This window comes from Sphingomonas sp. EC-HK361 (assembly GCF_902498785.1).
Classification (GTDB): domain Bacteria; phylum Pseudomonadota; class Alphaproteobacteria; order Sphingomonadales; family Sphingomonadaceae; genus Sphingomonas.
The window spans coordinates 1,080,716-1,101,414 of record NZ_LR701493.1 but is presented as its reverse complement, the minus strand read 5'-3'; the positions used below and the strand labels follow the sequence as shown (position 1 = coordinate 1,101,414).

At 66.9% G+C, this 20,699-nt stretch carries 28 protein-coding genes and 1 pseudogene; 18 read left to right on the top strand and 11 right to left on the bottom strand.

What is annotated here, in order from left to right; genetic code table 11:
• The first annotated feature begins 120 nt into the window (after nt 1-120).
• The 5 genes from BOS5A_RS06715 to tatC all read left to right on the top strand — a co-directional run bounded on the left by BOS5A_RS06715 (nt 121) and on the right by tatC (nt 3,055).
• Nucleotides 121-849 (top strand): segregation and condensation protein A, encoded by a 729-nt coding sequence (locus BOS5A_RS06715; protein ID WP_151954362.1) that lies wholly within the window; start codon nt 121-123, stop codon nt 847-849.
• Nucleotides 846-1,433, top strand: coding sequence for an SMC-Scp complex subunit ScpB (gene scpB / locus BOS5A_RS06710; protein ID WP_151954361.1), 588 nt, complete (start codon nt 846-848; stop codon nt 1,431-1,433). The genes BOS5A_RS06715 and scpB overlap by 4 nt, the downstream gene beginning before the upstream one ends.
• 29 nt (nt 1,434-1,462) lie before the next feature.
• On the top strand, nt 1,463-1,708 hold the full coding sequence (locus tag BOS5A_RS06705) for a twin-arginine translocase TatA/TatE family subunit (RefSeq protein ID WP_151954360.1): 246 nt from the start codon (nt 1,463-1,465) through the stop codon (nt 1,706-1,708).
• Nucleotides 1,709-1,814: 106 nt separating this feature from the next.
• Nucleotides 1,815-2,264 carry a Sec-independent protein translocase protein TatB gene (gene tatB / locus BOS5A_RS06700; protein WP_151954359.1) on the top strand — a complete coding sequence of 150 codons (450 nt, stop codon included), beginning with the start codon at nt 1,815-1,817 and terminating at the stop codon, nt 2,262-2,264.
• Nucleotides 2,261-3,055, top strand: coding sequence for a twin-arginine translocase subunit TatC (tatC, locus tag BOS5A_RS06695; protein WP_151954358.1), 795 nt, complete (start codon nt 2,261-2,263; stop codon nt 3,053-3,055). The genes tatB and tatC overlap by 4 nt, the downstream gene beginning before the upstream one ends.
• Before the next feature lie 69 nt (nt 3,056-3,124).
• Here the strand turns inward: tatC and BOS5A_RS06690 are convergent, their stop codons facing one another.
• From BOS5A_RS06690 to BOS5A_RS06680, 3 genes are all read right to left on the bottom strand, one after another.
• Nucleotides 3,125-3,259 carry an entericidin A/B family lipoprotein gene (locus BOS5A_RS06690; RefSeq protein WP_151954357.1) on the bottom strand — a complete coding sequence of 45 codons (135 nt, stop codon included), beginning with the start codon at nt 3,257-3,259 and terminating at the stop codon, nt 3,125-3,127.
• A 255-nt stretch (nt 3,260-3,514) separates the two neighbouring features.
• Complete coding sequence (locus tag BOS5A_RS06685) at nt 3,515-5,101, bottom strand: sensor histidine kinase (protein ID WP_151954356.1); 1,587 nt, start codon at nt 5,099-5,101, stop codon at nt 3,515-3,517.
• 9 nt (nt 5,102-5,110) lie between these two features.
• Nucleotides 5,111-5,200: a NepR family anti-sigma factor gene (locus BOS5A_RS06680; protein ID WP_199857243.1), complete on the bottom strand. Its 90-nt coding sequence runs from the start codon at nt 5,198-5,200 to the stop codon at nt 5,111-5,113.
• Between the two features lie 340 nt (nt 5,201-5,540).
• Between BOS5A_RS06680 and BOS5A_RS06675 the strand changes: the two genes are divergently transcribed.
• The 3 genes from BOS5A_RS06675 to BOS5A_RS06665 all read left to right on the top strand — a co-directional run bounded on the left by BOS5A_RS06675 (nt 5,541) and on the right by BOS5A_RS06665 (nt 7,312).
• A complete protein-coding gene (locus BOS5A_RS06675) occupies nt 5,541-6,341 on the top strand; it encodes a response regulator (protein WP_151954355.1) in 801 nt (266 codons plus the stop codon).
• A 67-nt stretch (nt 6,342-6,408) separates the two neighbouring features.
• Entirely contained in the window at nt 6,409-6,546 is a 138-nt protein-coding gene (locus BOS5A_RS06670) for a hypothetical protein (RefSeq protein ID WP_199857242.1), read from the top strand.
• Nucleotides 6,547-6,661: 115 nt separating this feature from the next.
• Entirely contained in the window at nt 6,662-7,312 is a 651-nt protein-coding gene (locus BOS5A_RS06665) for a sigma-70 family RNA polymerase sigma factor (RefSeq protein WP_151954562.1), read from the top strand.
• Between the two features lie 19 nt (nt 7,313-7,331).
• On the opposite strand, the gene BOS5A_RS06660 is transcribed toward BOS5A_RS06665, so the two are convergent.
• Nucleotides 7,332-7,508 (bottom strand): hypothetical protein, encoded by a 177-nt coding sequence (locus BOS5A_RS06660; protein ID WP_199857241.1) that lies wholly within the window; start codon nt 7,506-7,508, stop codon nt 7,332-7,334.
• A 40-nt stretch (nt 7,509-7,548) separates the two neighbouring features.
• Here BOS5A_RS06660 and BOS5A_RS06655 point away from each other — a divergent pair, with 40 nt between their 5' ends.
• The 7 genes and pseudogenes from BOS5A_RS06655 to BOS5A_RS06625 all read left to right on the top strand — a co-directional run bounded on the left by BOS5A_RS06655 (nt 7,549) and on the right by BOS5A_RS06625 (nt 14,060).
• On the top strand, nt 7,549-10,236 hold the full coding sequence (locus BOS5A_RS06655) for a bifunctional [glutamine synthetase] adenylyltransferase/[glutamine synthetase]-adenylyl-L-tyrosine phosphorylase (RefSeq protein WP_151954354.1): 2,688 nt from the start codon (nt 7,549-7,551) through the stop codon (nt 10,234-10,236).
• A complete protein-coding gene (locus BOS5A_RS06650) occupies nt 10,233-10,694 on the top strand; it encodes a peroxiredoxin (RefSeq protein ID WP_199857240.1) in 462 nt (153 codons plus the stop codon). The genes BOS5A_RS06655 and BOS5A_RS06650 overlap by 4 nt, the downstream gene beginning before the upstream one ends.
• A complete protein-coding gene (locus BOS5A_RS06645) occupies nt 10,691-11,485 on the top strand; it encodes a ferritin-like domain-containing protein (protein WP_151954353.1) in 795 nt (264 codons plus the stop codon). Before BOS5A_RS06650 ends, BOS5A_RS06645 begins: the two co-directional genes overlap by 4 nt.
• A 239-nt stretch (nt 11,486-11,724) precedes the next feature.
• A pseudogene (locus BOS5A_RS06640) lies at nt 11,725-12,330 on the top strand (M23 family metallopeptidase); the annotation flags it as partial.
• 62 nt (nt 12,331-12,392) lie between these two features.
• On the top strand, nt 12,393-12,728 hold the full coding sequence (gene erpA / locus BOS5A_RS06635) for an iron-sulfur cluster insertion protein ErpA (protein ID WP_151954352.1): 336 nt from the start codon (nt 12,393-12,395) through the stop codon (nt 12,726-12,728).
• Nucleotides 12,729-12,735: 7 nt separating this feature from the next.
• Nucleotides 12,736-13,506: an exodeoxyribonuclease III gene (gene xth / locus BOS5A_RS06630; RefSeq protein WP_151954351.1), complete on the top strand. Its 771-nt coding sequence runs from the start codon at nt 12,736-12,738 to the stop codon at nt 13,504-13,506.
• Complete coding sequence (locus tag BOS5A_RS06625) at nt 13,503-14,060, top strand: transporter (protein WP_151954350.1); 558 nt, start codon at nt 13,503-13,505, stop codon at nt 14,058-14,060. Before xth ends, BOS5A_RS06625 begins: the two co-directional genes overlap by 4 nt.
• Here BOS5A_RS06625 and efp read toward each other — a convergent pair.
• The 7 genes from efp to BOS5A_RS06590 all read right to left on the bottom strand — a co-directional run bounded on the left by efp (nt 14,039) and on the right by BOS5A_RS06590 (nt 17,784).
• Complete coding sequence (gene efp / locus BOS5A_RS06620; RefSeq protein WP_151954349.1) at nt 14,039-14,602, bottom strand: elongation factor P; 564 nt, start codon at nt 14,600-14,602, stop codon at nt 14,039-14,041. The genes BOS5A_RS06625 and efp overlap by 22 nt on opposite strands.
• Nucleotides 14,603-14,674: 72 nt before the next feature.
• Nucleotides 14,675-15,268 (bottom strand): M23 family metallopeptidase, encoded by a 594-nt coding sequence (locus BOS5A_RS06615; protein ID WP_151954348.1) that lies wholly within the window; start codon nt 15,266-15,268, stop codon nt 14,675-14,677.
• A 19-nt stretch (nt 15,269-15,287) separates the two neighbouring features.
• Nucleotides 15,288-16,295 (bottom strand): L,D-transpeptidase family protein, encoded by a 1,008-nt coding sequence (locus tag BOS5A_RS06610; RefSeq protein ID WP_151954347.1) that lies wholly within the window; start codon nt 16,293-16,295, stop codon nt 15,288-15,290.
• Between the two features lie 74 nt (nt 16,296-16,369).
• On the bottom strand, nt 16,370-16,576 hold the full coding sequence (locus BOS5A_RS06605) for a DUF2842 domain-containing protein (protein ID WP_151954346.1): 207 nt from the start codon (nt 16,574-16,576) through the stop codon (nt 16,370-16,372).
• Complete coding sequence (locus BOS5A_RS06600; protein ID WP_151954345.1) at nt 16,573-17,109, bottom strand: 5-formyltetrahydrofolate cyclo-ligase; 537 nt, start codon at nt 17,107-17,109, stop codon at nt 16,573-16,575. The genes BOS5A_RS06605 and BOS5A_RS06600 overlap by 4 nt, the downstream gene beginning before the upstream one ends.
• Nucleotides 17,110-17,290: 181 nt before the next feature.
• On the bottom strand, nt 17,291-17,596 hold the full coding sequence (locus BOS5A_RS06595) for a cell division protein ZapA (protein WP_151954344.1): 306 nt from the start codon (nt 17,594-17,596) through the stop codon (nt 17,291-17,293).
• Complete coding sequence (locus tag BOS5A_RS06590; RefSeq protein WP_151954343.1) at nt 17,596-17,784, bottom strand: hypothetical protein; 189 nt, start codon at nt 17,782-17,784, stop codon at nt 17,596-17,598. The genes BOS5A_RS06595 and BOS5A_RS06590 overlap by 1 nt, the downstream gene beginning before the upstream one ends.
• Before the next feature lie 191 nt (nt 17,785-17,975).
• Here BOS5A_RS06590 and gap point away from each other — a divergent pair, with 191 nt between their 5' ends.
• The 3 genes from gap (at nt 17,976) to BOS5A_RS06575 (ending at nt 20,696) form a co-directional block, all read left to right on the top strand.
• A complete protein-coding gene (gene gap / locus BOS5A_RS06585) occupies nt 17,976-18,986 on the top strand; it encodes a type I glyceraldehyde-3-phosphate dehydrogenase (RefSeq protein WP_151954342.1) in 1,011 nt (336 codons plus the stop codon).
• A gap of 112 nt (nt 18,987-19,098) precedes the next feature.
• On the top strand, nt 19,099-19,509 hold the full coding sequence (locus BOS5A_RS06580) for an MOSC domain-containing protein (RefSeq protein WP_199857261.1): 411 nt from the start codon (nt 19,099-19,101) through the stop codon (nt 19,507-19,509).
• A complete protein-coding gene (locus tag BOS5A_RS06575; protein WP_151954341.1) occupies nt 19,506-20,696 on the top strand; it encodes a phosphoglycerate kinase in 1,191 nt (396 codons plus the stop codon). The genes BOS5A_RS06580 and BOS5A_RS06575 overlap by 4 nt, the downstream gene beginning before the upstream one ends.
• Nucleotides 20,697-20,699 lie beyond the last annotated feature (3 nt).

The window sequence follows — 20,699 nt, the reverse complement described above, 5'->3', positions numbered from 1 at the left end:
AGGGGCCCCTGTCTGCTCGTGGTGCGCGTGACCGGGAGACATGGATCCCTGCCTCCGCAGGGATGACGGACATTGGTTGAAAGGCTTCCCCCGTCCGTCCAACCCTGTAACCTGCGCGTCATGGGGGACGACGAAACACTGACGCTGGAACTGGGCGCTTGGGAAGGGCCTCTCGACCTGCTGCTGTCGCTGGCGCGCGGGCAGAAGGTCGACTTGCGCGAAATCTCGATTCTCGCGCTCGTCGAGCAATATCTCGCCTTCATCGAGGAAGCGCGCGCGCTGAAGCTGGAGGTCGCGGCTGACTATCTCGTGATGGCGGCGTGGCTCGCCTATCTGAAATCGGCGCTGCTCCTGCCGCGCGATCCGGAGGTGGAACCCAGCCCGGAGGAGCTGGCGCTGCGGCTGCAACTCCGCCTCGAACGGCTGAATGCAATGCGTGATGCCGGCGCCCGGCTGATGGCGCGCGACCGGCTTGGGCGCGACGTTTTCCTGCGGGGTGCGCCGGAGGGACTGCGGACGGTGCGCAAGGCGCGCTGGCAGGCGGACATCTACGATCTGATCGCCGCTTACGGACGAGTCTCGGCGCGCAATCGTCCGGTGTTCCATGTCGTCCATGATCGCCCGGTAATGACGCTGGAGGTCGCGATCGAGCGGGTGGCGCGGTTCGTCGGCAGCGCCATCGACTGGCGATCGATCCGCGATTTCCTGCCTGACGGCGCCGACCCGGCCTATGCGAAGTCGGCGCTCGCCTCCAGTTTCCTCGCTGCCTTGGAACTGGCGCGTCAGGGGCGGGTGGAATTGCGCCAGGCCTCACCCTTCGCGCCGCTCTACCTCAAGGCGCCCGCATGACCCCGCCCGACGACTTCGCGCGCGCGGTGGAGGCGGTGCTCTTCGCCGCGGTCGAGCCGCTCACCGTCGAGGGAATCGCGGCGCATGTCGGTGCGGGCGATGTCCGCGGCGCGCTGCGCGAATTGACACAGGCTTATGCGGGGCGGGGCATCGAGCTCGTCGAAAATGGCGGCCGCTGGCATTTTCGCACCGGGGCCGATCTGGCGCATCTGCTTCGCCGCGATAGAGAGGAAATGCGAAAGCTGAGCCGCGCGGGCATCGAGACGCTGGCGATCATTGCCTATCACGAGCCGGTGACGCGCGCCGAGATCGAGGCGATTCGCGGCGTGCAAATCTCCAAGGGCACGATCGATGTGCTGATGGAGGCGGGCTGGGTGCGCCCGGCCGGCCGCCGCGAAGTGCCGGGGCGACCGCTGATGTTCGCGACGACGGCGGAGTTCCTCGTCCATTTCGGCCTGCAGAGCCGCCGCGATCTGCCCGGAATCGACGATCTGCGTGCCGCGGGGCTGCTCGATCCGGTCGATCTCGCATTTGAATCGCTCGAAGCGCAGGATGAGGTGGAAAAGGGCGAAGAAGACGCCTAGATCAGGGGTCTGTATCCAGGAGACCAGTCATGGGCGGTTTCAGCCCCATCCATCTGCTCGTGCTCGCGGTCGTCGCGATCCTTCTGCTCGGCGGCGGGCGTTTCTCGAACCTGATGGGCGATGTCGCCAAGGGCGTGAAGAACTTCAAGAAGGGCATGGCCGAGGAAGACGAGGCCAAGCGCCCGGCGGCGCGGATCGAGGCGCAGTCGGCTGCCGACCCGGCGTTCGACCGCGACGGCAACAAGATTCGCGAGGGCGTCCGCGACGATCGTTGATCGTAGCTGCGGTGCCCCGATGACAGGGTGCTCAACGACCGGGTGCCCTGTGGCGGGGCGATCCGCCGCGGCGATGGCGCGATGATCTGATCGGATCCGTTTCTCGATGCTCGATTTCAATCCTTCCGAACTGCTGCTGGTCGCGATCGTCGCGCTGGTGGTCATCGGGCCGAAGGATCTGCCCAAGGCGATGCGCTTCGTCGGCCAGTGGGTCGGCAAGGCGCGCGCGGTGGGCCGCCAGTTCCGTTCCGGCTTCGACGCGATGGTCCGCGAGGCCGAGCTCGAGGAAATGGAGAAGCGCTGGAAGGAAGAAAATGAGCGGATCATGCGCGAGCATCCCGCCGAGCCGGCCGTAACCGAAGCATCGACGGCCGGAACACCGGCATCGTTAGACGAGGGCAGCGAGGCGCCGCCCGCGATGACGCCCAAGCCCGATGTGATCGGCGGGCTTGTCGAGGAGGTGCCGACGGCTTCGCCTGATCCCGAACCGCAGCAGAACGATCGCGCGCCGATGCTCGATCTGCCGATGCCGCCCGCGCCCCCGGCCAAGCCATGACCACGCCAGAACGGATCGAAGACGGCGACGAGCTGGAAGCGTCGAAGGCGCCGCTGCTCGATCATCTGATCGAGCTTCGCCGGCGGCTGCTCTACTGCATCGTCGCGATGGTGATCGCGTTTGGGATCAGTTACTACTTCGCCGAAGGTATCTTCGCCTTTCTCGCCAAGCCGCTGCTGGCCGCGGGGCAGAAGACGCTGATCTACACCCAGATTTTCGAAGCCTTCTTCGTCAAGGTGAAGGTCGCGTTCTTTGCCGCGATGATGATCGCGTTCCCCGTCATCGCGATGCAGCTGTGGCAGTTCGTGGCGCCGGGACTCTATCGCAAGGAGCGGCGTGCGCTGCTGCCGTTCCTGCTCGCGACGCCGGTGTTGTTCACCGCCGGGGCGGCGATGGCCTATTTCGTCGCGGTGCCGCTGGCGCTGCATTTCCTGCTGAGCTTCCAGGGCAATGTCGGCGGGGTGCACCAGGAGGCGCTTCCCGCGATCGGCAACTATCTGTCGTTCATCATGCAGTTCATGTTCGGCTTCGGCTTCGCGTTTCTGCTGCCGGTGCTGCTGATGCTGCTGGAGCGTGCCGGGATCGTGACCCGCAAGCAGCTGATCGGCGCGCGCCGCTATGCGATCGTCGCGGCGACGGCGATCGCCGCGGTGCTGACACCGCCCGATCTGATGAGCCAGGTGCTGCTCGCGGTGCCGCTGATCATCCTCTACGAACTCGCGATCATCGGCATCTGGTTCACCGAAAAGCGCCGCGCGCGCGAAGCGGACGTGATCGAGGTCGCGGAATAGAAAACGGGCCGGGCTGCATGTGCAACCCGGCCCGTCCTGCTTAGCGCTGCGGCGCTGACCGAAGCGATCCTACTTCGCGTCGTCAGCCGTCTTGGCGACCGTCTGGCCGGCCGAGGAAACGTCCTTGCCTGCACCTTCGATGGTGTTGCATGCGCTCACCGCAAGCGCGCCGGCGACGATCATGAGTCCAAGAAGTTTACGCATCGACTTTCTCCACTGAACGAACACATCTCGATCGCTGAAATGCGCAACGCATCGGATCGTTCCGGACGCGTGATCTTTTTTCGCTCAAAGGAAAAGGCCCGAAAATGTCACCGGGGGGGAGGGGGACATTTCCGGGCCTATGGCTTGGATGGCGAGAGCGGGGGGGCATAAGGTCGCCATCCGCATTGCAGAACGACGCACCGAACCGCTGGTTCCGCTCGGCTTGTAAAAAATTCGCGTTGCCTGCGAAAAATCCTACTCGCGCCCGGTGATCGCGACGGTAATCTCGAATGCACCGGAAAGGGGATCGTGGTGGAGCGGCGCACGCAGCTGGCGGGCCAGGCCGTCCATGACGCGGCCGTATCGGCGGGTCATGCCTTCGCGAAGCACGTCGCTCTCGACCAGCGCGCGCGCGGTGATTCGAAGGACGGCGCGCGCCGGGTCCTCGGCGGGCTTCACCGCGATGCGCAGCTGCGCGGCTGGATCGACGCTGCTTGCCAGCTCGATCGCCTCGGTCAGCAGGAACGCGACCGCGACCGCGGTGTCCTGCGACACGAGCACGGGATCGATATCGATCGTGATCCCGATCGAACTGCCCTCCGGGGCGGTCGCGCGGATGTTCGATGCAAGCTCGCCGATCACCGACCGGAGACCGAGACCGCGATTCTCCTCCATCTCGGCGAAATGGTTGCGGTGGACGACGGCGAGCGCATCGACCCGGCGCTGGATCGAGGCATAGGCGCGGATGGCCTCCGCGCTCACCGCCCCGCGCGCATGGAAATTGATGAGGCTGGAGATGACCTGCAGGTTGTTCTTCACCCGGTGATGCACCTCGCGGGTCAGCTTCTGCTGCTTGACGAGTCCTTCGGCGAGCCCCGCTTCGTGGATCGCGACGGTGCGGCTTATCGCGCGAAAGGTATCGCCCAGCTCCCGGATTTCCTGCGCGGGGAGGCCGCGAACGATCCGCGCGTCGATCTCCTCGCCCGGCGCATAGGTCGCGACGCTTTGCCGTAGCGCGCGCAAGGGGCGGATCAGCAGATGATCGACGACGAGCCAGGCGATGCTGGCGGCCGCGGCCCACATCATCAGCGGCAGCATCAGCGCGACGATGGTGGGGGAGGAAATCGGCGCGCCGCGCGCCTGCATTTCCAGCGAGAGGCCGGCGATGCCGAGATCGTTGCGGATCGTGTCGCGCCGTTCGAGCGGACTTGCCGTCTCAAGCTCGGCGAGCGAGAGCGCGGCGTCGCCGTCGGTCAGGGTGGCGGCATAGGGCTGACCGAAGCCGCTCGGCCTGCTGATCGCGTGGAGAAAATCGACCGGGAACAGCGCGGACGCGTAGCTCGAGCCACCGGGCGCCGCCATGTCGATCGCCAGTCCCTTGCCGGGCAACAACCGCGCCGTCGGCGTGCTGGTCAATTCGGGGCGACGCGCCGTCGCCATGCCGTCGAACGCGCCGCCGCACAGCACGCGACCGTCGCGCGCCGCGATCAGGAAGCGCGCGCCGGTTGCCGCCTGCTGGGCGAAAACACCCTGCGCGCGCGCGCAGCTCGGCGAGTCGTTCGGGTCCCGGGCAAGCGCCTTGAGCGCAGCGCCTAGTGCGCGCGTGTCGCCGACCAGTTCGATCGCCAGCGTGCGCGACGCTTCCGCCGAGGCCACGCGAAGCCGCGCGCGCGCCTCCTGCGCGGCGACGCGCGTCGTCTGCAGGGTCGCGTAAACGGCGAAAAGGGCGAGCGGCAGCAGCGCTGCGCTGAGAATCAGGAAAAGCTTCGCACCGGTCGGCCAATGGGCACCGATCCCCGCGCGGTCGTGCCGTGCGCCGGGCAGGGAAACGTCTTTGGCCATAGAATGTCGCTAATCGAGCTTCCCAAGGAGTGCGAGCAGGTCGTCGGGAACCGTTTCCTCCACCGTCTTCTGATAGACGGTGCGGAGCGCGGCACCCATATCGTGATCCTTGCTGTGAACCTTTGCCTTGCCGGCCTTCCCCTTGGCCGATGGCGTGTCTGGTCCCTTACCCGACTGCAACGCATTCCCCCAGACGGCCCGAGCGGGCTTGGTGAATCCTAGATACAAATCGCCCGGTTGCTACCGTGGCGACGGCTGCGCATTCTTGCTTTGAGCGGATGAAACCAAATAGCGCTTCGTTTGTTCCAACGCTTGCTGACGAAATATCGACACTGCGCCGGAACGTATCCGGCGAACGCCGGGGGATCGTTCAGAGTTCTGATTTGCAAGGGCACGCGCGGTCGGCAGCCGTCCGTGCCAAGGGGAGACCGTCACGCTCATGTCGCTTGGACAACAACTCGCACCGCACCTTCCTTTCCTGCGGCGCTACGGCCGGGCGCTGACCGGCAGCCAGAGCCATGGTGACAAATATGTGCGCGCGACGCTGGAGGCGATCGTCGCGGCACCAGACGAGTTTCCCAAGGGCGTCGATCCGCGCCTTGGCCTCTACCGGATGTTCCAGGCGATCTGGGGGTCGGCGAACCACGACGATTTCGACGATCACGATCTGCGCAGCGACGATCAGGAGTCGATCGCGCGTGCGCGCCTCGCGCGGATGACTCCATTGTCGCGGCAGGCGCTGCTGCTGACCGCGATGGAGGGCTTCACGCCCGAGGACACCGCATATCTGATCGAGGTCGAGCCGTCCGAGGTCGACGCGCTGGTCGCCGAGGCGATGGCGGAGATCGAGAAGCAGACCCGCGCGCGCGTGCTGATCATCGAGGACGAGCCGATCATCGCGATGGATATCGAGACGATCGTGCGCGATCTCGGCCATGACGTGACCGGCGTCGCGGTGACGCGCGACGAGGCGGTCGCGCTGGCGATGGAGGACCGTCCCGGCCTTGTCCTCGCCGACATCCAGCTTGCCGACGACAGCTCGGGAATCGATGCCGTGAAGGACATTCTGGCCGAGTTCGACGTGCCGGTGATCTTCATCACCGCCTTTCCGGAGCGGCTGCTGACGGGCGAACGGCCGGAGCCGACCTTCCTCATCACCAAGCCGTTCCAGCGGTCCACGGTGAAAGCTGCGATCAGCCAGGCGCTGTTCTTCGACCAGTCCACCGTACCCGCGGCATAATTCGCCGCCAGAGCGGTTTTCGACAGGTCGATACGGAGCCAAAACGGTGTTGGGGGGTTGATGGGTCATGGCGAACGACGAACAACCCATCCACCTCGATGCCGAGGATGCGCGCGCGGGGGCGACCCCGCACATGACCCGGTATATTCTGGCGATTTCGCTGGTGCTGGTGATCGTGATCTTCGCGGTTCTGCTTTTACGCTGATTTTCACGACGCTTGGGCGGGTGGCAATCGTGCCGGAAGCCTCCTATCTATGGGGGGCCGGAGCATGTCGTCTCGGCCTGTGGCGATCCCAGGGAGCCTGATGACCCAATCCCCCATGCGTGCCGCCGGTGCCGATACGGACCATGACGACGAGCAGGACGATGCCCCGCCCGTCGAGCATGTCTCGCTGTCCGATCCGGAGTTCAAGACGGAGCTGGCGCAGGTCATCCCGCACCTGCGCGCGTTCGGCCGTTCGCTGTCGGGCAGCCGCGATCTGGCCGACGATCTGGTGCAGGAAACGCTGCTGAAGGCATGGGCGGCCCGCAAGCGCTTCCAGGCGGGCACCAACATGCGCGCGTGGACCTTCATCATCCTGCGCAACCTTTATCTGTCGCAGATGCGCCGCGCCCGATTCAAGGGCGAATGGGATGATCTCGTCGCCGATCGCCTGCTGGCGGCGCCCGCCAGCCAGGATCGTCACGTCGAGCTGGGCGATATGCAGCGCGCATTGCTCCACCTGCCGCAGCCGCAGCGCGAGGCGCTCATCCTCGTCGGCGCGGGCGGCTTCGCCTATGAAGAAGCAGCCGAGATCTGCAACGTCGCGGTCGGCACGATCAAGAGTCGCGTCGCACGCGGGCGAGTCGCTCTGGAGACGATCCTCAATGACGGATCGCTGCCTTCGCGGCGTAGCCACAAGTCGGACCGCGATGTGACGGCGCTCGACAGCATCATGGACGAGGTGGACACGCTCAGCCGCGAGCGATGAGGGCAATCTGGACAGGCGCTCAGTGCGCGCGTTCGCTGATAGCCTTGAGCAACGCAGTCATGTCCTGCGGAAGACGCGTATCCTCGCCGAACGCGTGACGCAGCACGGCCCCCGTCGCATCGTTCTCGCGCGGGGTGCGCACGACATAGCCACCCTTCGGGTCGGCCTGATCGATCGTGGCAAGTGTGCGAGTCATGGTGTCAAGAACGGCCGATCGGCGTAGAGGTTGCGCCGACATGACTAACGCCGATACGCGTTGCACCGCGGACACACATCGTAAACAGGCGGTAAAGGCCTCGGTGGAGCGCGCTCGGGCGCACGCGCCGTTCCTTGCGATGCTGCTCGAACGCGAACCCGAGATGGCGTGCGCGCTCGAAGAGGGGGCTTCGGTGCCGGTGGGCGCGATCGATCGCGAACTCCCGCCGGCGCGGGCGTTGCGGCTCGCGCGGCGACGCGTGGCGCTTGGCGTCGCGATCGGCGATCTGGCAGGCGAGCTGGACCTGAGGGGTGTCACGACGGCGCTGACCGGTTTTGCCGACCGCGCGCTCGATCTCGCCATTCGTACCGCCATCCTCGAGCGCACCCCCAATTCCGAGCCATTGGGCTTCGCAGCGATCGCGCTCGGCAAGCAGGGCAGCGGCGAACTCAACTATTCGTCCGATATCGACCCGATCCTGATCTACGATCCCGACACGCTGCCGCACCGCGAGCGCGAGGATGTGGAGGAGGCGGCTGTGCGGATCGCCCGGCGCGTCGTCGAACTGCTTCAGGCGCGTGACGGCGACGGCTATGTGCTGCGCGTCGATCTGCGCCTGCGCCCTTCGCCGGAAGTCACGCCGATCGCGATCCCGATCGATGCCGCGATCAGCTATTATGAGTCGCAGGCACTGGCGTGGGAGCGTGCCGCCTTCATCCGCGCGCGCGCCGCAGCGGGGGACGTCGCGCTTGGCCAGCGCTTCCTCGACGCAATCCGCCCTTTCGTATGGCGCCGCAGCCTCGATTTCGGCGCGATTGCGGAGATCGTCGACATCACGCGGCGGATTCGCGACCATCACGCGCAGGGGCAGGCGTTCGGCCCCGGCTATGATCTGAAGCGGGGGCGGGGCGGAATCCGCGAAATCGAGTTCTTCGCGCAGGTTCACCAGTTGATCCATGGCGGGCGGGACCGGTCGATGCGGGTGGCGGACACGCGCGGTGCGCTCGCCGCGCTCGCGGCGGCGGGGCGGATCGGCGCGGAGGAAGCGGAGACGCTGAGCGCGGCCTACGAGGTTCTGCGCACGATCGAGCACCGCGTGCAGATGATCGACGACCGGCAGACGCATCATCTGCCGACCGGAGATGCGCTCGATCGCGTGGCGCGGCTCCACGGGCTGGAGGACGGCGCCGCGCTCGTCGCGATGCTCCGCCCGCATGTCGAGGCCGTGGCGCATATCTACGACACGCTGTCGGGGGACAGCGAGAGCGGGCTGTCGATCGATCCGGTCCAGCTTGCAGTTCAGCTTTCGGAGGCCGGGTTCGCCGATCCCGACCCGGCCATGCAGCGGATCGCGGCGTGGCGTGGGGGGAGCTATCCGTCGCTGCGCAGCCCCGCCGCGCGCGCGGCGCTGGAGACGGTGCTGCCGATCCTCGTCCGCGCGATCGCGGCGGCGCCCGCGCCCGACAAGGCGATGCTGCGACTCGATTCGCTGTTCGAGCGGCTGTCGAGTGCGATCAACGTCTTCCGCCTGCTCGAAGCGCGGCCGGGCCTCGCGACGCTGCTCGCCGTGATCCTGAGCCATGCACCGCCGCTGGCCGATGCGCTGGCCCGCCGCGCGACGCTGCTCGACGGGCTGATCGACGCGAGCGCTTTCGACGATTTGGGCTCCGTCGCGGACCTGTCGGCCGAGATGCGCGGCGGGGACGCGCCGGACTATCAGGCGCGGCTCGACCTTGTGCGCCGCATCGTCGGCGAGAAGCGGTTCGCGCTGGGTGCGCAGATCGTCGCAGGCGCGGCCGATCCGCTCGCGGTGTCTGCCAGCTATGCGCGCGTCGCGGAGGCGGCGATCGACGTTCTCGCTGACGCCGCCATCGCCGAATTCACCGCCGCGCACGGCCGCGTGCCCGACAGCGAGTTCGTGATCCTCGCGCTCGGGCGGATGGGCGGCGGGGCGTTGACCCATGCCTCCGACCTCGACCTCATCTACCTCTTCACCGGCGATTTCGCCGCGGAGTCGGACGGCGCGAAGCCGCTCGGCGCGACGCTCTACTACAACCGCCTCGCGCAGCGGGTGACTGCGGCGCTGTCGGTCGCGACGGCTGCGGGGCCGCTCTACGAGATCGACACGCGGCTGCGCCCGTCGGGCACGCAGGGTCCGCTCGTCGTCAGCCTCGATTCGTTCGCGCGCTACCAGCGCGAGGAAGCGTGGACCTGGGAGCATATGGCGCTGACCCGCGCGCGGCCGGTCTTCGGGTCGGGAGTGGCGCGGGCGGACCTTCAGGCGGTCATCGACGATGTGCTGCGCGGCAATCGCAAGCCGCGCGATATCGCGGCCGACGCGGAGGCGATGCGCGCCGAGATGGCCGCACACAAGCCTTCGCAGGGTCCGCTCGATGCGAAGCTGCTTCCCGGCGGGCTGGTCGATCTGGAGTTCGCCGTTCACCGCGCGCAGCTGATCCACAAGACGGGGTTCGACCCCGATCTCGGCCGCGCGATCGACGCGCTCTTGGCCGAGGGGCTCATGCCGGCGGGCGCACGCCACGCGCATGATGTGCTGACCCGGTTGCTGGTGACGCTCCGCCTCGTCGCGCCCGACGCCGCGCCGCCGGCCGAGCCGACGCGCGCGCTCATTGCGCGGGCGCTTCACTGTGCGGACTGGGACGCGGTGGTTGCCTCGCTCGACGCCGCGCGGCAGGAGGTGGCCGCGATCTGGCAGGAAGAGGCATGATGGATATTGGCGAAGGCATTCCCGACGTGACGCCGACCGCGCCGGACGGCAGCATTTTTGCGCTGCGCGAGGCGGCAAAGGGGCCGCTGGTCGTCTATTTCTACCCGCGCGACGACACGCCGGGCTGCACGACCGAAGCGATCGATTTTTCCGCGCTGGGTGACGAATTCGCCGCCGCCGGGATCGGCGTGATCGGCATCTCGCGCGACACGCCTGCGGCGCACGCGAAGTTCGCGAAGAAACACGACCTGACCGTGCGCCTCGCCAGCGACACCGACGGGTCGGTGACCGAGGCGTTCGGGGTGTGGGTGGAGAAGACACTCTACGGCCGCACCTCGATGGGGATCGAGCGGTCGACCTTTCTGTTCGGCGCGGACGGCACGCTGGCGCAGATGTGGCGCAAGGTGCGGGTCGCGGGGCATGCGCGCAAGGTCCTGGAGGCGGCAGCCGCGCTGTGACGAGCATCGCGCGCGCCATCCGCGACGTGCTGCTGACGGCGGAGCCGGCGGCGAAGGTGCGCGCGGCACGCTCGGTCGCGCGGGCGTGGCGGCGGGGCGATCTGTTGCACGTGTTCGACGTGCCGATGCCGGAGAGTCCGGCACGGCCGACTAGACCCGAATTGCTGCCGCCGAACCGCATGCCAAAACGCGGGCGCGGCGGATCGGAACGCGGGCGGATCGCGCTGCTCCATGCGCTGGCGCATATCGAATTCGCCGCGATCGACCTCGCCTTCGACATGGCGGGGCGCTTCGGCGACCGGTCTGCGCGCAGCTTCGTCGATGACTGGATCGGGGTTGGGGCCGACGAGGCGATGCACTTCGCGATCCTCGACCGGCGGTTGCGCACGCTTGGCTGCGCCTATGGCGACCTGCCCGCGCACGCCGGACTGTGGGAGGCCGCCGCCAAGACCGCGCACGATCCGCTGGCCCGGCTGGCCGTCGTGCCGATGGTGCTGGAAGCGCGCGGTCTGGACGTTACGCCGACGACGGTTGCACGGTTCGATGCAGCGGGCGACCATGCGAGCGCGCGGATCCTGCTGCGTATCTACACCGACGAGATACGGCATGTGTCGGTCGGCACGACATGGTTCAAACATGGCTGTGCCGAGGCGGCGCTGGACCCCGCAGAGCATTGGCGTGCGCTCATCTCCGCGCATTTTCGCGGGCTGTTAAAGCCACCATTCAACGACTCGGCGCGTGCGTCTGCCGGTCTGACGCGGGAATATTACGGCGCTCTTGCCGAAGCGTGACCATTCCGGTCAGTAACCATCCGTCCAAGGACGCGGGTGGGGCTGCGATCAGGGAACACAACGATGCGGGCGCCGCTCCGGCAGCTCGCGCACGGGATCGTCGGGGTTCAATGACCAAATCTTCCAACGTGCCGGTATCGTCAGTCTTCCGGCAAGGCATCTTTTCGGTCGCCGCCTGTATCCTTGGCCTCGCGAGCGTAGCCGCATCGGCACAGACGACGACGCGAGTCCCCGCGGTCAAGGCCGCTGAAGGCGGTCCGTTGATCGACGCGGCGAGCGCCGAGGCCAGCGCCGATCTGAAGGCCGACGTTCAGTTTCGCACGCTGTTCCAGACCTGGAAGAAGCTGGACGGTTCGCAGTCGATGGGCGGCGCGATTGCGATCCCATCGGTCCAGCCGGTCCAGCATCTGTCCTTCACCAGCAATTTCGGCATCCGCAGCGATCCGTTCCGCGGCACCTCCGCGATGCACGCCGGCGTCGATATCCCCGGCCCGACCGGCACCCCCGTCTATGCGACCGCAGACGGCATCGTCGACCATGCTGCGCGGCTGGGTGGGTACGGCAACATGGTGGAAATCAACCACGGCAAGGGCATCGCGACCCGTTACGGCCATCTGTCCAAGATCCTCGTCGCCGACAACACGCGGGTAAAGCGCGGGCAGCTGATCGCGCTGATGGGTTCGACCGGCCGTTCCACCGGGCCGCACCTCCATTACGAGGTCCGCATCGATGGCCATGCGGTGAACCCGGTGCCGTTCCTGACCACGGGCGACTATCTGCTCGCCGCGCAGGACCGTTCGGTCAGCGCGATCCCTGTTTCGACGGGCCCGGCGCCGCTCGACTGAATCTCGAGTCCTTGGGAGGGGAGGGCGTTGCCGCCGTGCGCGGCAACGCCTATCTCCCGCACATGGCGACCGCACGTGACATCACGCTGACCCCATCCGCCGCCGCGCGTGTCGCGGCGATCGCGGAACGCCAGGGCAAGCCGGCGATCCTGCGGCTTTCGGTCGATGGCGGCGGCTGTTCCGGTTTCCAGTATCGCTTCGGGTTCGCGGATGCGCCGGACGCCGACGATACGGTCGCCGAAACCGACGGCGTGCGCCTCGTCGTCGACAGCATCAGTCTTGATCTCGTCCGCGGCTGCGCGGTCGATTATGTCGAATCGCTTGGCGGGGCTGCCTTCAAGGTCGACAATCCGAACGCGGCGAGCGGCTGCGGCTGCGGCTCCAGCTTCGCGATCTGACCCGCGCGTGAAGATCACCACCTACAACGTCAACGGCATCAAGGCGCGCCTGCCACGGCTCCTCGAATATCTCGAGGAAGACGGCCCTGACATCGTGTGTCTGCAGGAGCTGAAGGCCTCGGACGAGACCTTTCCCGAGAGCGAAATCCGCGCGGCGGGCTATGGCGCGGTATGGCACGGGCAGAAAAGCTGGAACGGTGTCGCGGTGCTCGCCAGGGGCATCGATCCGGTGGAGCGCCAGCGCGGCCTCGGCGGAGAGCCCGAGGACGATCACAGCCGCTATCTCGAATGCGCGGTCGGCGATCTTGTCGTCGCATCGATCTATCTGCCTAACGGCAATCCGCGGCCGGGGCCGAAATTCGACTACAAGCTGCGCTGGATCGACCGGCTGCGCGCGCGCGCCGCCGCGCTGCTGGCGCAGGAAGTGCCGGCCGTGCTCGCGGGGGATTACAACGTCATTCCCAATGACGATGACACCTATTCCGTGCGCGCGATGCAGGACGATGCGCTGATGCAGCCGGAGAGCCGCAGCGGCTACCGGGCGCTTCTGGCGCAGGGCTGGACCGATTCGCTGCGCACGCGGCATCCTGCGGGCGGCGTGTGGACCTTCTGGGATTATCAGGCCGGCGCCTGGGCGCGCGATGCGGGGTTTCGGATCGACCATCTGTTGCTCAGCCCGCAGGCCGCCGACCGGCTGGTCGATGCCGGCGTGGACAAGGCATATCGCGGTCGCGAGAAGGCGAGCGACCATGCCCCCACCTGGGTGCGCCTGCGGTGAGATATGGCCGGGCGATCGCCGCCTGTCTCGCGCTCCTGCCCGTCGCGGCGCAGGCGGAAGACCGCGAGTATTGTCCCGACCGACCCGGCCTCAACACCCCGGCCTGCACGATCGCGCCCGGCAAGGTGTCGGTCGAAACCTCGATCGCCGACTGGACGCTCGACAATCAGCCGGATTCGCGCACCGACACGGTGCTGATCGGCGATACCGTGGTGCGTGTCGGTTTGGCCGAAGCGATCGAGGCGAGGATCGGCTGGACGCCTTATGGCCATGTCCGTACCCGCGACAAGGCGACCGGTGCGATCGATAGCGCAGGGCGCGTCGGCGACGTGACGCTCGGGATGAAGGCGAATTTCCTTCATCCCGACGGAGACGGTCTGGCGATTGCGCTGCTGCCGTATGTATCCCTGCCGGTGGGTCGCACGCCGGTCGGGGCGGGGGATTGGGGCGGTGGGCATGGGGCTTGCCGACCGGTGCCCCCGACACCGACCCACCCCCAGCCCCTCCCTTGCAGGGAGGGGAGTCGATCAGGTCAGTCCGCGCGCCTCACATAGGTCTGCTCGTACACATCGACGACGATCCGGGTGCCCGAACCGATATGCGGCGGCACCATCACGCGCACACCGTTGTCGAGGATCGCGGGCTTGTAGCTGGACGAGGCGGTCTGCCCCTTCACCACCGCGTCGGCCTCGACGATCATCGCCTCGATCGTGCTCGGCAGCTCGACCGAGATCGGCCGCTCGTCATAGAGTTCGAGCACGACGTCCATGCCGTCCTGCAGGAACGCCGCGGCGTCGCCCAGAATTCCCGCATCGAGGGTGATCTGCTCGTAGCTTTCCTTGTCCATGAAGGTCAGTGCGTCGCCGTCGCGGAACAGGAACTGGAAATCCTTGGTGTCGAGCCGCACCCGCTCTACGCTTTCGGCGGAGCGGAAGCGGACGTTGTTCTTGCGGCCGTCGATCAGGTTCTTCAGTTCGACCTGCATATAGGCGCCGCCCTTGCCGGGCTGGGTGTGCTGGATCTTCACCGCGCGCCAGATGCCGCCTTCATATTCGATGATGTTGCCGGGACGAATCTCGACGCCGCTGATCTTCATGGATGTACCTGCTGGAAAGAGCGTAAAAGTGTCCCGCCGAGCCACGCCCGTCGGGAAACCGTTGGCGTGGCCTTAGCGACCGGCGGCTTTTCCGGCAAGCACGGGAAACGGATTGACGTCCTGGCCCTGCCACCAACCGTCCGCAGCCCCGGTGCGCGTCATACTGAAATGCAGGTGGGTGTTGCCCGGCCCCGCATCGCCGGTATCGCCGACATAGCCGATCGTCTGTCCGGCGCGAACCACCTGTCCCTCGTGCAGGCCGGGCGCATAGCCGGAAAGGTGCGCGTAATAGTAGATCCAGCCCCGGCGCGGCGAGCGCACATAGATCGTGGTGCCGCCAAGATTGCTATGGAACAGCTTTTCCACCGCACCGGCAGCCGCCGCGACCACCGGTGTTCCGCCCGGCGCCATGATGTCGATCCCGTGATGCGCCCGCGTCCCGCCGCCGCGCGCATCGCCCCAGCTATCGATGAGCGCGGCGCGCTGCACGCCGGCGACCGGCACAACCAGCACCCCCGCATTATCGGGCGCCGACTGCTCGAGCTTCGCCTGCACCCGTGCGACCGCCGATGCACGGTGTTCGCCGGACCCGAAGGACAGCATTGATCCGAACGCCGCCAGCCCGATCAGGATGATCGCGAGGATCGACCAGCCGAGCTTCGTCACGCGCGGCAGCCTGCGTTCGTCATTTCTGGAAGACCGCGACGGTGCCGGGCTTCACCATCATCGACAGCCGGGCGACGTCCCAGTTCGTCAGGCGGATGCAGCCATGACTTTCGGTGCGACCGATCAGTTGCGGCTCGGGTGTGCCGTGGATGCCGTAATGCGGCTTCGACAGGTCGAGCCACACGACGCCCACCGGGCCGTTCGGCCCCGCCGGGAGCATCGCCTTCTCGTCACCCTTTTTCGCATCCCAGAACAGTGCCGGATTGTAATGGAATTTGGGATTGTAATCCGCGCCCTTGATCTTCCAGGTACCGATCGGCAGCGGATCGTGGCTCGATCCCATCGTCGCCGAGAACTGCGCGATGAGCCTGCCCCGCTTGTCGAGAACACGCAGCACGCCGTCCGACTTGTCGACCACCACCTTGTCGCCCTGCGGCTGGTTCGCATCGACGTTCAGCATCGCGAGCGTGCCGCGCCATTCGGGCGTCAGCTTGGCGTCATAGTCGCGCGACGTCGGCAGTGCGTTGGGAAAGATCACCTTCACCCCCGGCGCCAGCCGCGTGTCGGGGCTGTTGAGCGCAATGAGGGTCGCAGGCGTCGTGTGGAACATCTCGCCCAGCTTTTCCATGACGTTGCGGTAGCCAAGCGCGGGCAGCTTCGCCTGCTCATCCTCGCCCTTCGGAATCGTGTAGAACGGGCCGGCGAGCATGGCGGGCGTCAGCGCGATCGTCACCGTCGGGCGGGTGGCGCGGTGCGGGTAGAGCGCGCGCAGCGTCGCGGCATCGGCTTTTCCCGTTTTCGGCAGGCCGTTCGCTTCCTGGAATCCCTTGAGCGCCGCGACCAGCGATTGCCCGCCCTTCCCGTCCAGCACGCCGGGACCGAAGCCGAGATGATCGAGGATCACCTGCACGTGCAAAACGTCTCGGTCGACGACACCGGCTGGCGAAGGTGTCGCGGGGGCCGGCTGCGCGAGAGCAGGTGCCGCGCAGGCAAGGACCAGTATGTTGAGGGCAGTTGCGATACGCATAGGAAATACTCCTCCTTTGCCCTCAGAACGCGACCGCCGGAAATTATTTCCCTACTGCAACGAAATAGCGGCGCTCAACGCCAGCGCCCTGTTTCCATCCAGCGCAGCAACGGTTTCAGCGGTGTGATCCACACGATTCCGGTGCCGATGTAGAATACGAGCTGCACCACCGGATGCCAGGTCGCAACCTGCGCAGACAAGCTGACGACAAGCACGCACCACGCCGCGATGAGCACGAGGATCGCGAGCGCGCCTGCGGGTTTGCGCCAGCTTGGCGTCATGGCGTGATCCATTCCTTTTCGGTCGCGATTGCCTGGAGCGGCACGTCCCATGCGTCCGCCGGACAGGCCGCGATTTCCTGCACCGACCAGGCGATACCGATGCGCCATGCTCGCGGATAGGCCGCAAATGCGCGGTCGTAATGCCCCGCCCCCTGCCCGACCCGGTTTCCGCGCCGATCGAAGGCGACCAGCGGTGTCAGGATGATGTCGGGGGTGACACCCTTGTCTCGCGCGGCGGGTTGGCTGAGGCCGAAGGGACCGTCGACGATCTCGCATTCGTCGTCATGCGGCAGAAACGCGATCGGCGTCGCGCGATCGACCGTGACGGGCAGCGCCATCATGCACCCCTGTGCGCGGGCCGCATCCGCCAGCGGCGCCGGGTCCGCTTCTCCGCCGATCGGCAGATAGGCAGCGACGACCAGCCCCGGCCGTAGCCGATGCAGGAATGCGTGCGCGACGACGATCGGGCCGGCTGGCGCGAAATCGGCGCGGGCGCGCCGCGCGGCGACGCGGATGGCTCTCTTGTCCGTCATGGCAAATGGTGGGTGGCGGGACCACCATGGCCGTTTGCGAGAATATCCTCTGACGCCCGTAACGTCAGGTGGGAACCATGTGCGTCAGGCCAGGGCCTGGGCAGGGACAGCCCCCAAGGATGATGAATAGCCTCAGGGATGTTCGTGTCGCTCGTACCGGGCAGAACCCGCCGCATCCAATCTAGGCGCCCGCAGGGTTCTGCTCAAGGGCACCTGCAAGTTTCTCCAGCTTGTCAGCCACGCGCATCAATGTCGCCTCTCCCGCGCCCTCGCCGGGCGGACGGCGCTCCGCCTCGTCAAGCGAATCCGCCATGATGAGCGCGAGGAACAACATCGCACGTTCCGAGTCCAGGCCGCCGGCGGCGCGGTTCGCCGTCGCCCATTCGGCGTCCAGCCGCTTGCCGAGGTTGAGCAGATGCTGCTCCTCCCCCGCGCGGCAGGCGAGCGTGTGGGGCCGGCCGCCAATGGTGATCGTGACCTCGGCCATCAGCGCCGCCCTTCACGCGTGATGACGGAATCGAGCGCATCCACCGCGTCCTGCATCCGCGCCCGCAGGGTTCCGTGGCGCTGGCGCAGCTGTTCGGTCGCTTCGGCGCGGCGCGCGACGGCCGCGTCGATCCGCGCGATCGCCGCGTCGATCCGGTCCATCGCGGTCAGAGAGTCATGATCGGGCATGACATTTCGATTACCACGATGCCCTGCCGCGACAAGCGGATTCACCGCTGATGCGCCACGCATCGTGGCAATTGCGGCCCCGAAATTGACGCGTGGTTGACGCGCGCGTGCCGCATCGCGCAAGGACGCCCGCGAACGGACTCGCCCGATGCGCGCTCACGCCGATCCGGGCCATTTCAGGAGATGTCGGCATGACGGTGAAGGTTGCGATCAACGGCTTCGGCCGGATCGGTCGGCTCGTGGCACGCGCCATGATCGAACGCGGCGGCAGTGATCTGGAACTCGTCGCGATCAACGACCTTGCCGATGCGAAGTCGAACGCCTGGCTCTTCAGCCGCGACAGCGTCCACGGCAAATATCCCGGCACCGTGACGGCCGATGGCGACGATCTCGTCATCGACGGCAAGCGCATCCGCGTCACGGCCGAGCGCGACCCGGCAAACCTGCCGCACAAGGACCTCGGCGTCGATCTCGTCCTCGAATGCACCGGGTTCTTCACCGACAAGGCATCCTGCCAGAAGCACATCGATGCGGGTGCGAAGAAAGTGCTGATCTCGGCCCCCGGCAAGGGCGTCGACCTGACCGTCGTCTACGGCGTCAACCACGACAAGCTGACCGCCGAGCACACCATCGTCTCGAACGCGTCCTGCACAACCAACTGCCTGGCCCCCGTTGCAAAGGTGCTGAACGACGCGATCGGCATCGAACGCGGGCTGATGACGACTGTCCACGCCTACACCAACGACCAGAAGATTCTCGACCAGATCCACCCCGATCTGCGCCGTGCGCGCGCGGCGGGTATGTCGATGATTCCGACGACCACCGGCGCCGCGCGCGCCGTCGGCGAAGTGCTCCCTGAACTCAAGGGCAAGCTGGACGGCTCGGCGATCCGCGTGCCGACGCCCGACGTCAGCCTCGTCGATCTGACCTTCACGCCCGCGCGCGACGTGACCCGCGACGAGGTGAACGCGATCCTGAAGGCGGCTGCCGAAAGCGGGCCGCTCGAGGGCGTGCTCGTCTATTCGGACGAGCCGCTAGTGTCGGTCGACCTCATGCACACCCCCCAGTCCTCGACCGTCGACAGCCTGGAAACCGCAGTCATCGACGGCAAGCTCGTGCGGGTCGTCAGCTGGTACGACAATGAATGGGGCTTCTCCAACCGCATGGTCGATACCGCAACCGCGATGGCGAAGTTTCTGTAGAATGCGCCAGACTCCGTTCGTATCTGGCGAAGTCGCGATGCGGGTATCGGCATCGTCGGACGCGAACGGAGTCTTGACCGGCATCGCCCGCCACGCTTTCCCGAAAGCGCCGATGGAGGTCGTCGAGTCCGTCGAGATCACCATCGATGGGGGCGTCACGGGTGACTTTCGCGGGGCGGTGAAACCCGGCGGACGCGGGCGCCGTCAGGTGACGCTGATGGAACGCCGCGACTGGGCCGCGGCGATGGCCGATGTTGGCCGCTCCATCCCCTGGCAGGAACGGCGTGCCAACCTGCTGGTCGATAACATGGATCTGCCGCAAACGCCCGGCATGTGCCTGCGCATCGGCCGTGATGTAGTCCTTGAAGTCACGCGCGAGACCGATCCGTGCGAACGGATGGAAGCGCTTGCGCCGGGCCTCAGGGCGGCGCTGTCGTCCGACTGGCGCGGCGGCGTCTGCACCCGCGTGAAGGTCGGCGGCCACATCACCGTCGGCGATGAGATCAGGATCGAAGAATCATGAGCAAGCCTTTCAAGACGCTCGACGATATGGGCGATGTTCGCGGCAAGCGCGTGCTGGTCCGCGAGGATCTGAACGTGCCGATGGACGGCGATACCGTCACGGACGACACGCGGCTCCGCGCGACGCTCCCGACCGTCACCGAGCTCGCCGACAAGGGCGCCATCGTCCTGATCCTCGCGCATTTCGGCCGTCCCAAGGGGCAACCGAACCCGGGCATGTCGCTATCGCGAGTCCGCAGCGCATACGAAGCCGTGCTTGGACGACCTGTCGCCTACATCGATTGGGAAAACGATGCCGCTGGTGTGGCGGCGCTCCGCGAGGGCGATGTCGCGGTCCTCGAGAACACACGCTTCTTCGGCGGCGAGGAGAAGAACGACGCGGCGACGGTCGAGCGCTTCGTCGCGCTCGGCGACCTCTACGTCAACGACGCCTTCTCCGCCGCCCACCGCGCCCATGCCTCGACCGAAGGCCTTGCGCACGCCCTCCCCGCCTTCGCCGGACGGGCGATGGAAGCGGAACTCGATGCGCTGGAGAAGGCGCTCGGCAACCCCGAACATCCCGTCGCCGCTGTCGTAGGCGGGGCCAAGGTTTCGTCCAAGCTCGACGTGCTGAAGCACCTCGTCACTCGCGTCGATCACCTCATCATCGGCGGCGGCATGGCAAACACCTTCCTCGCGGCGCGCGGCGTGAACGTCGGCAAGAGCCTGTGCGAGCACGATCTGACCGGCACGGCGGACGACATTCTGGACGCGGCGGACAGGGCCGGCTGCACCGTCCACCTGCCCTATGACGTCGTCGTCGCAAAGGCGTTCAAGCCAAACCCCGAAACGCGCACCGTCAACGTGCACGAGGTCGCAGCCGAGGAGATGATCCTCGACATCGGACCAGCCGCGGTCGAGGCGCTTGGTGATGTCCTCAAGAATTGCCGCACGCTCGTCTGGAACGGCCCGCTCGGCGCGTTCGAGACACCACCATTCGACGCCGCAACCGTCGCGCTGGCAAAGACCGCCGCGGCGTTGACCGAGGACGGCAGCCTCGTCTCGGTCGCGGGCGGCGGCGACACCGTCGCCGCGCTCAACCATGCGGGCGTCGCCGACTCCTTCACCTTCGTCTCGACCGCAGGCGGCGCGTTCCTCGAATGGATGGAAGGGCGAGAGCTGCCGGGGGTGGCGGCGCTCATCACGTAAAAC

Bases quoted from the DNA above. Each gene is read 5' to 3' on its own strand.
- BOS5A_RS06580 (WP_199857261.1), top strand. From the start codon at position 19,099: ATGGAGGTCGTCGAGTCCGTCGAGATCACCATCGATGGGGGCGTCACG.
- BOS5A_RS06670 (WP_199857242.1), top strand. From the start codon at position 6,409: ATGGCGAACGACGAACAACCCATCCACCTCGATGCCGAGGATGCGCGC.
- BOS5A_RS06675 (WP_151954355.1), top strand. From the start codon at position 5,541: ATGTCGCTTGGACAACAACTCGCACCGCACCTTCCTTTCCTGCGGCGC.
- erpA (WP_151954352.1), top strand. From the start codon at position 12,393: ATGGCGACCGCACGTGACATCACGCTGACCCCATCCGCCGCCGCGCGT.
- BOS5A_RS06715 (WP_151954362.1), top strand. From the start codon at position 121: ATGGGGGACGACGAAACACTGACGCTGGAACTGGGCGCTTGGGAAGGG.
- BOS5A_RS06590 (WP_151954343.1), bottom strand. From the start codon at position 17,784: ATGCCCGATCATGACTCTCTGACCGCGATGGACCGGATCGACGCGGCG.
- BOS5A_RS06575 (WP_151954341.1), top strand. From the start codon at position 19,506: ATGAGCAAGCCTTTCAAGACGCTCGACGATATGGGCGATGTTCGCGGC.
- efp (WP_151954349.1), bottom strand. From the start codon at position 14,602: ATGAAGATCAGCGGCGTCGAGATTCGTCCCGGCAACATCATCGAATAT.
- BOS5A_RS06680 (WP_199857243.1), bottom strand. From the start codon at position 5,200: ATGGGTGCCGCGCTCCGCACCGTCTATCAGAAGACGGTGGAGGAAACG.
- BOS5A_RS06690 (WP_151954357.1), bottom strand. From the start codon at position 3,259: ATGCGTAAACTTCTTGGACTCATGATCGTCGCCGGCGCGCTTGCGGTG.
- tatB (WP_151954359.1), top strand. From the start codon at position 1,815: ATGCTCGATTTCAATCCTTCCGAACTGCTGCTGGTCGCGATCGTCGCG.
- BOS5A_RS06705 (WP_151954360.1), top strand. From the start codon at position 1,463: ATGGGCGGTTTCAGCCCCATCCATCTGCTCGTGCTCGCGGTCGTCGCG.
- BOS5A_RS06610 (WP_151954347.1), bottom strand. From the start codon at position 16,295: ATGCGTATCGCAACTGCCCTCAACATACTGGTCCTTGCCTGCGCGGCA.
- BOS5A_RS06650 (WP_199857240.1), top strand. From the start codon at position 10,233: ATGATGGATATTGGCGAAGGCATTCCCGACGTGACGCCGACCGCGCCG.
- scpB (WP_151954361.1), top strand. From the start codon at position 846: ATGACCCCGCCCGACGACTTCGCGCGCGCGGTGGAGGCGGTGCTCTTC.
- BOS5A_RS06660 (WP_199857241.1), bottom strand. From the start codon at position 7,508: ATGACTCGCACACTTGCCACGATCGATCAGGCCGACCCGAAGGGTGGC.
- tatC (WP_151954358.1), top strand. From the start codon at position 2,261: ATGACCACGCCAGAACGGATCGAAGACGGCGACGAGCTGGAAGCGTCG.
- BOS5A_RS06605 (WP_151954346.1), bottom strand. From the start codon at position 16,576: ATGACGCCAAGCTGGCGCAAACCCGCAGGCGCGCTCGCGATCCTCGTG.
- gap (WP_151954342.1), top strand. From the start codon at position 17,976: ATGACGGTGAAGGTTGCGATCAACGGCTTCGGCCGGATCGGTCGGCTC.
- BOS5A_RS06665 (WP_151954562.1), top strand. From the start codon at position 6,662: ATGCGTGCCGCCGGTGCCGATACGGACCATGACGACGAGCAGGACGAT.
- BOS5A_RS06685 (WP_151954356.1), bottom strand. From the start codon at position 5,101: ATGGCCAAAGACGTTTCCCTGCCCGGCGCACGGCACGACCGCGCGGGG.
- BOS5A_RS06600 (WP_151954345.1), bottom strand. From the start codon at position 17,109: ATGACGGACAAGAGAGCCATCCGCGTCGCCGCGCGGCGCGCCCGCGCC.
- BOS5A_RS06595 (WP_151954344.1), bottom strand. From the start codon at position 17,596: ATGGCCGAGGTCACGATCACCATTGGCGGCCGGCCCCACACGCTCGCC.
- BOS5A_RS06655 (WP_151954354.1), top strand. From the start codon at position 7,549: ATGACTAACGCCGATACGCGTTGCACCGCGGACACACATCGTAAACAG.